This window comes from Mesorhizobium sp. M7A.F.Ca.ET.027.02.1.1 (genome assembly GCF_004022985.1).
Lineage (GTDB): Bacteria > Pseudomonadota > Alphaproteobacteria > Rhizobiales > Rhizobiaceae > Mesorhizobium.
In genome coordinates this window covers 1-6729 of record NZ_RZOL01000345.1, presented here as the reverse complement: position 1 = coordinate 6729, position 6729 = coordinate 1, and the positions used below count along the sequence as shown (strand labels likewise).

The following is a 6729-nucleotide window of genomic DNA, read 5'->3' as shown; positions in this document are numbered from 1 at the left end:
TCTGACCGGAACCACACCTGATTTGCGATAAAACCAGCCGCGCTAGCTGTGCCGCCCGAAAGGGTCATTGCCATCGAGAAAACCGAGATCGCGCTGCAGATGCGGCGACAGGTCCCTGATGTCGAGATGTGCCCGTTTTTTGACCGCGAACCAGCCGAATCCATCCGTAAGCCACGAAAACCAGCGGTGATCCGGAGCGGGAGTGCATTTCTGCTGCGCCATGGTCATGATCGTCAACCTTCGCTATCCTGAACCCGAATGACGGGTTGACTGGGAATGTCGGTCTTGACGGCGGCCTTTGCCAATCGAACGTCGATAAGGACCCATAAGGAGGCTTTATGCCGGACCTGAGCTCTCGGCAGGTTTCACAGCTTCCGCCGCTGCAGGCGATCCGGGTGTTCGAAGCGGTGGCGCGGCATCTTTCCTTCACCAAGGCCGCCGGCGAACTCGCCATGACGCAGGCAGCGGTCAGCTATCAGATCAAGGTGCTGGAGGAACGGGTCGGCGCACCGCTGTTCCTGCGCCGGCCGCGCCAGATCGCACTCACCGAGGCCGGACAGCGCCTCGCGCCGGCGGTCAGCGAGGCCTTTGCCATTCTCGGCCAGGCCTATGCGGCGGCGCGTGGCGGCGCCGATGGATTGCTGTGCGTCACGACGGTGCTGACCTTTGCCTCGAACTGGCTGGCGCACCATCTGGGCTCTTTCCAGATCGCTCATCCCTCCCTTGCCGTGCGGCTCGAAACGTCGAGCCGGCTGACGGATTTCGCCCGCGAGGATGTCGACCTCGCCATCCGGTCGGGCGGCGGCAAATGGCCGGGGCTGGAAGCCTACAAGCTGCTCGATGCCGACTTCACCCCGATGCTGAGCCCGAAGCTCGCGGCAAGCATCGGCGGCGTCAGGGAACCGGCGGACCTGTTGCGGCTGCCGATCCTCGATCCCGGCGACATCTGGTGGACGCAATGGTTCGAGGCTGCCGGCGTGCATTCGCACGATCTTGCCAAGCGGCCCGGCAGCAGCATGGGCGCGCAGGCCTATGAGGCCAATGCGGCGATCGCCGGTCATGGCGTCGCGGTCCTGACCAGGGCGCTGTTCAAGGCGGAACTTGCCGACGGGCGCCTGATCCAGCCTTTCGATCTTGTTGGCGACGACGGCCATGCCTATTGGCTGGTCTACCCCGAAGCGCGCCGCAACGTGCCGAAGATCCGTGCCTTCCGCGACTGGCTGCTGGCCGAGATCGCCGGCTGACCGGCAAGCTTTCGGGCTGCACCTGGTTTTCGCAGATCTATCCGCTGCTGCCTCACTGTATCCGGCCGGGATGATTCTCGCCCTGGCAATTTCCGCTCGTCCCGGCCTGCGGTGTCGCCCGGGTGCTGCGCTGCAGCATCGAATCCGACTTGACATAATTCACGCCAAGTGAGTAATTGCCCAAAGCCAAGGCAAATGCTCATCTTGGTTCAAGGGAGGAATTTGATGAAACTTCGCACGCTCACCCTGGGCTTGTTGTCGGCCAGCACGCTTGCGTTCGCCGCACACGCCGAATCCATCACCATCGCCACCGTCAACAATGGCGATATGGTCCGCATGCAAAAGCTGACCGACGACTTCACCAAGGCGAACCCGGACATCCAGCTCAACTGGGTCACGCTCGAAGAAAACGTGCTGCGCGAGCGCGTCACCACCGACATCGCCACCAAGGGCGGCCAGTACGACGTGATGACCATCGGTACCTACGAGGTTCCGATCTGGGCCAAGCAGAGCTGGCTGCTGCCGCTCGACAAGCTCGGCGACGACTATGACGCCAAGGACATCATCCCCGCCATCGCCGGCGGCCTTTCGGTCGACGGCAAGCTCTATGCCGCGCCCTTCTACGGCGAAAGCTCCTTCGTCATGTACCGCAAGGACCTGATGGAGAAGGCCGGACTGAAGATGCCCGACGCGCCGACCTGGGACTTCATCAAGCAGGCCGCCGACAAGATGACCGACCGCGCGAATGGCGTGAACGGTGTCTGCCTGCGCGGCAAGGCCGGCTGGGGCGAGAACATGGCCTTCCTGACCGCCATGTCGAACTCCTTCGGCGCCCGCTGGTTCGACGAGAACTGGAAGCCGCAGTTCGATCAGCCGGAATGGAAGAACACGCTGCAGTTCTATGTCGACCTGATGAAGGCCGACGGCCCCGAGGGTGCGTCCTCCAACGGCTTCAACGAAAACCTGGCGCTGTTCCAGCAGGGCAAGTGCGGCATGTGGATCGACGCCACCGTCGCTGCGTCCTTCGTATCCGATCCCAAGGCATCGCAGGTCGCCGACAAGGTTGGATATGCGCTGGCACCCGACAATGGCCTGGGCAAGCGCGGCAATTGGCTGTGGGCATGGTCGCTGGCGATCCCCGCCGGCACGCAGAAGGCCGATGCCGCCCAGAAGTTCGTCTCCTGGGCGACCAGCAAGCACTACGCCGAACTGGTCGCTTCGAAGGAAGGCTGGGCCAACGTTCCTCCGGGCACGCGCTCCTCGCTCTATGCCAACGCCGAGTACCAGAAGGCGGCTCCGTTCGCCAAGATGACGCTGGACTCCATCAACGCCGCCGACCCGACGCATCCGACCGTCAAGCCGGTGCCCTATGTCGGCGTACAGTTCGTCGCCATCCCTGAGTTCCAGGGTCTTGGCACCACGGTCGGCCAGCTCTTCTCGGCGGCTCTTGCCGGCCAGTCGAGCGTCGACGACGCGCTGAAGCAGGCCCAGGACGCTGCCACCGCGGCAATGACCGAAGGCGGATACATCAAGTAAGGCTCCTCCCGGTGCCGACTGCCGGTCGCCTCCTTGACCGGCAACGGCCGCCCGAGTTCCCAGTTCGGGCGGCCGCCTTTAACGCCTTTTGAAAATTCCGTCTGACCAGTGAAGGGTGACCGTCATGGCTACTCAGCAGACCCGTTCGCTTGCCCGTTTCATGATGGCGCCATCCGTGGTGCTGCTGTTCGTCTGGATGATTGTGCCGCTGGTCATCACCATCTGGTTCTCTTTCCAGCAATACAACCCGCTCAATCCGGTCCGCGACGGCTTTGTCGGCTTCTCGAATTACGCGCTGTTCTATTCCAACCCGGCCTTCCTGCAATCGATCCTCAACACGCTCACCCTGGTGGTCAGCGTGCTCCTGATCACGGTGATCGGCGGTATCCTTCTGGCGCTGCTGATCGATCAGCCGATGTGGGGCCAGGGCGTCGTGCGCATCCTGGTCATTTCGCCGTTCTTCGTCATGCCGCCGGTGGCCGCATTGGTGTGGAAGAACATGATCATGCACCCGCAATATGGGGTGTTCGCCGACATAGCGCGCTTCTTCGGGGCCCAGCCGATCGACTGGTTCGGGCAGCATCCGATGCTGGCGATCATCATCATCGTCGCCTGGCAATGGCTGCCTTTCGCCACGCTCATTCTCTTGACCGCGCTGCAGTCGCTCGACGGCGAGCAGAAGGAAGCCGCCGAGATGGACGGCGCCGGCTTCATCAGCCGCTTCATCTATCTGACGCTGCCGCACATGTCGCGCGCCATCACGGTCGTCATCCTGATCCAGACGATCTTCCTTCTCTCCGTCTATGCCGAGATCCTCGTCACCACCAATGGCGGCCCGGGATACGCCTCCACCAACCTGCCCTTCCTCGTCTACCAGAAGGCGTTGCTGGAGTTCAAAATCGGCCAGGCATCCGCCGGCGGTGTGATCGCCGTCATTCTCGCCAACATCGTTGCCTTCTTCGCCATGCGCGCCGTCGGCAAGAACCTGGACAAGTAAGGGAGGCTACGATGGCACGCTCAGTCACCACCCAGCACAAGACGATTGCGACAGTTGCCGCCTGGATCGTCGCCCTGCTGATCTTCTTCCCGATCCTCTACACGATCATCACCTCGTTCAAGTCGGAGCAGGAAGCCATCCAGGGCTTCAGCATCATCCCGTCGGGAACGTTCGAGAGCTATGCCGAGGTCCAGGCGCAGAGCGGCTACTTCAAGTTCTTCTTCAACTCGGTGCTGCTCTCGGTCGGCTCGACCATCCTGGCCCTGCTCGTCGCCATACCGGCGGCATGGTCGATGGCCTTCTCGCCGACCAAGCGGACCAAGGACATCTTGATGTGGATGCTGTCCACCAAGATGATGCCCGCGGTCGCGGTGCTGTTCCCGATCTACCTGATCTTCCGCGATACAGGACTGCTCGACAGCCGCATCGGCCTGATGATCATGCTGATGCTGATCAACCTGCCGATCGTGGTGTGGATGCTCTACACCTATTTCCGCGAAATACCGGGCGAGATCCTGGAAGCGGCGCGCATGGACGGCGCGTCGCTGTGGAACGAGATCGTCTATGTGCTGACGCCGATGGCGGTGCCGGGCATCGCTTCGACGATGCTGCTCAACATCATCCTGGCCTGGAACGAGGCATTCTGGACGATCCGGCTGACGACGACGGAAGCAGCACCGCTGACCGCCTTCATCAGCTCGTTCTCCAGCCCGCAAGGCCTGTTCTGGGCCAAGCTTTCGGCCGCCTCGACACTGGCCATCGCGCCGATCCTGATCATGGGCTGGTTCAGCCAGAAGCAGCTGGTGCGCGGCCTGACATTTGGTGCGGTCAAATAGTTGGTGGTGCGGTGAAGTAACGGAATTGCCCGAAGCAATCGGCAGAAATAACCCCTCGGGGAGGAAATCATGGGAAATATCACGCTCAAGAACGTCTCCAAATCCTTCGGAGCGACGTCCATCATCCCCGGTCTCGACCTGGTGATCGAGAATGGCGAGTTCGTCGTCTTCGTCGGCCCGTCGGGTTGCGGCAAGTCAACGCTGCTGCGGCTGATCGCCGGGCTCGAGGACACCAGCGGCGGCTCCATCAACATCGACGGCCGCGACGTCACCGGCGAGGCACCGGCCAAGCGCAAGCTCGCCATGGTGTTCCAGTCCTACGCGCTCTATCCTCACATGACGGTGGCCAAGAACATCGGCTTCCCGCTGAAGATGGCCGGCGAGGACAAGGCGACGATCGACAAGAAGGTGGGAGACGCGGCGCGCGTGCTCAACCTGACGAACTATCTCGAACGCCGGCCCGGCCAGCTTTCCGGCGGCCAGCGCCAGCGCGTCGCCATCGGCCGCGCCATCGTGCGTCAGCCGACCGCCTTCCTGTTCGACGAACCGCTGTCCAATCTCGATGCGGCACTGCGCGGCACCATGCGGCTGGAGATCAGCGAGCTGCACCATCAGCTCAAGACGACCATGATCTACGTTACCCATGACCAGGTCGAAGCCATGACCATGGCCGACAAGATCGTCGTGCTGAACGCCGGCAACATCGAGCAGGTCGGCTCGCCGATGGAGCTCTACAAGACGCCGAAGAACCTGTTCGTCGCCGGCTTCATCGGCTCGCCGAAGATGAACCTGATCGAAGGCGCGCCGGCTGCCAAAAACGGCGCCAAGACCATCGGCATCCGTCCCGAACACCTGGAGATCTCGACCACGGCGGGCGAATGGAAGGCGGTCGTCGGCGTCGCCGAGCATCTCGGCTCCGACACCTTCCTGCATGTCCAGGCCGATGGCGTCGGTCCGCTGACGGTGCGCGCCGACGGCGAACTCGGCGTCCATCATGGCGACACCATCTATCTAACGCCCGACAAGGCCAAGCTGCATCGCTTCGGCGCCGACGGGAAGGCAATCTGAACATGCGGCTGGCCGGCAAATCCGCGCTGATCACAGGTTCGGCCCGCGGCATCGGCAGAGCCTTCGCCGAAGCCTATGCCGGCGAAGGCGCCACCGTCGCCATAGCCGACATCAATCTCGAGGCGGCGCAGAAGACGGCCGCCGAGATCGGCGGCAGGGCCTATGCGGTCAAGCTCGACGTCACCGACCTCGCCTCCATCGAGGCGGCGGTGAAAGCCGTCGAGACGAAGACCGGCGGCCTCGATATCCTGATCAACAACGCCGCTCTTTTCGATCTGGCACCGATCGTCGAGATCACCAAGGCAAGCTACGATAAATTGTTTTCCGTCAATGTCGCTGGCACGCTGTTCATGCTGCAGGCAGCCGCCCGCTCGATGATCGCGGCTGGCCGGGGCGGCAGGATCATCAACATGGCAAGCCAGGCCGGGCGACGCGGCGAGGCGCTGGTCGGCGTCTATTGCGCCACCAAAGCCGCCGTCATTTCGCTGACACAGTCAGCGGGGCTCGACCTGATCAAGCACCGCATCAACGTCAACGCGATTGCCCCTGGCGTCGTCGACGGCGAGCACTGGGATCACGTCGATTCGCTGTTCGCCAAATATGAGAACCGGCCGAAGGGCGAGAAGAAGAAGCTGGTCGGCGAGACAGTGCCGTATGGCCGCATGGGCACGGCGCAGGACCTCACCGGCATGGCGGTTTTTCTCGCCAGCAGCGACGCCGAATACATCGTCGCCCAGACCTACAATGTCGACGGCGGCCAGTGGATGAGTTGAGGCGGGGGACGGCCTCTGCTCCTCGTCCCTCCGCGGGGAGCAGAGGCCGACATCAGCGGGCGCGTAGCCAGTGCCACCCCTTATCCTCTCCCCGACCGGGAGAGGAGCGTAACGAAGGCCTAGATCCGGCCAAAGGGTAAAACAGATGACCGTGAAACTCTCGTCCTCAAACCTCTCCAAACTGCCCGCTGAGGTCGCCGGGCCGAACTATGACCGCGCGACATTGAAGGCCGGCATCGTGCATTTCGGCGTCGGCAATTTCCATCGCTCGCATC

7 protein-coding genes are annotated in these 6729 nt (G+C 62.7%); 6 read left to right on the top strand and 1 reads right to left on the bottom strand.

Annotation, left to right across the window (positions count from 1 at the left end):
- Positions 1-42: 42 nt before the first annotated feature.
- On the bottom strand, positions 43-228 hold the full coding sequence (locus EN749_RS27655) for a hypothetical protein (RefSeq protein WP_127397766.1): 186 nt from the start codon (positions 226-228) through the stop codon (positions 43-45).
- 110 nt (positions 229-338) lie between these two features.
- On the opposite strand from EN749_RS27655, the gene gcvA reads away from it, so the two are divergent.
- The 6 genes from gcvA to EN749_RS27625 all read left to right on the top strand — a co-directional run bounded on the left by gcvA (position 339) and on the right by EN749_RS27625 (position 6454).
- The gene (gcvA, locus tag EN749_RS27650; RefSeq protein ID WP_127808328.1) at positions 339-1244 is read left to right on the top strand and encodes a transcriptional regulator GcvA; all 906 of its coding nucleotides are present in this window, start codon (positions 339-341) and stop codon (positions 1242-1244) included.
- Between the two features lie 225 nt (positions 1245-1469).
- Positions 1470-2780 carry a sugar ABC transporter substrate-binding protein gene (locus EN749_RS27645; RefSeq protein ID WP_128289362.1) on the top strand — a complete coding sequence of 437 codons (1311 nt, stop codon included), beginning with the start codon at positions 1470-1472 and terminating at the stop codon, positions 2778-2780.
- A 124-nt stretch (positions 2781-2904) separates the two neighbouring features.
- The gene (locus tag EN749_RS27640) at positions 2905-3777 is read left to right on the top strand and encodes a sugar ABC transporter permease (RefSeq protein WP_128289361.1); all 873 of its coding nucleotides are present in this window, start codon (positions 2905-2907) and stop codon (positions 3775-3777) included.
- 11 nt (positions 3778-3788) lie between these two features.
- Positions 3789-4613 (top strand): carbohydrate ABC transporter permease, encoded by an 825-nt coding sequence (locus EN749_RS27635; RefSeq protein ID WP_023810705.1) that lies wholly within the window; start codon positions 3789-3791, stop codon positions 4611-4613.
- Positions 4614-4682: 69 nt separating this feature from the next.
- On the top strand, positions 4683-5681 hold the full coding sequence (locus tag EN749_RS27630) for an ABC transporter ATP-binding protein (protein ID WP_127330447.1): 999 nt from the start codon (positions 4683-4685) through the stop codon (positions 5679-5681).
- 2 nt (positions 5682-5683) lie between these two features.
- Positions 5684-6454, top strand: a complete 771-nt coding sequence (locus EN749_RS27625; protein ID WP_128289360.1) for an L-iditol 2-dehydrogenase — start codon at positions 5684-5686, stop codon at positions 6452-6454.
- Positions 6455-6729 lie beyond the last annotated feature (275 nt).